Source organism: Nocardioides sp. T2.26MG-1, from assembly GCF_950101795.1.
Taxonomy (GTDB): Bacteria; Actinomycetota; Actinomycetes; order Propionibacteriales; family Nocardioidaceae; genus Nocardioides.
This window is the reverse complement of the sequence record NZ_CATNLZ010000026.1, coordinates 1-334: the sequence shown is the minus strand read 5'-3', so window position 1 is coordinate 334 and position 334 is coordinate 1. Positions and strand designations below refer to the sequence as shown.

1 protein-coding gene is annotated in these 334 nt (G+C 72.2%); it reads left to right on the top strand.

Going from position 1 to position 334, the window contains the following annotated elements:
• Positions 1-11 precede the first annotated feature (11 nt).
• A partial coding sequence (locus QQZ14_RS15005; protein WP_284535150.1) for a DUF222 domain-containing protein occupies positions 12-334 on the top strand: 323 nt, incomplete at its 3' end.

Below are 334 nucleotides of genomic sequence, written 5' to 3'. Positions count from 1 at the left end.
ACGCCACCCAGATGACCCGCACCGAAGCCCACCGCAAGACCCGCCTCGCCACCAACCTCACCCACGGACACACCCCCGTCCGCGACGCCCTGGCCGCCGGTGACCTGCTGCCCGACCAAGCCAGGGTCATCATCCGCGCCGTCGAGGACCTCCCCGACCACGTCGACCCCAACCTCGCCCGCCAGGCCGAACAGCACCTCGTGGACCAGGCCGCGCACTTCGACGCCGTCGCGCTGCGCCACCTCGGCAAAGGCCTCCTGCACGTCATCGACCCCGACGCCGCCGACGCACATGCGGCCAAGCTGTTGGAACGAGAGGAAGCCGCCGCCGCCGC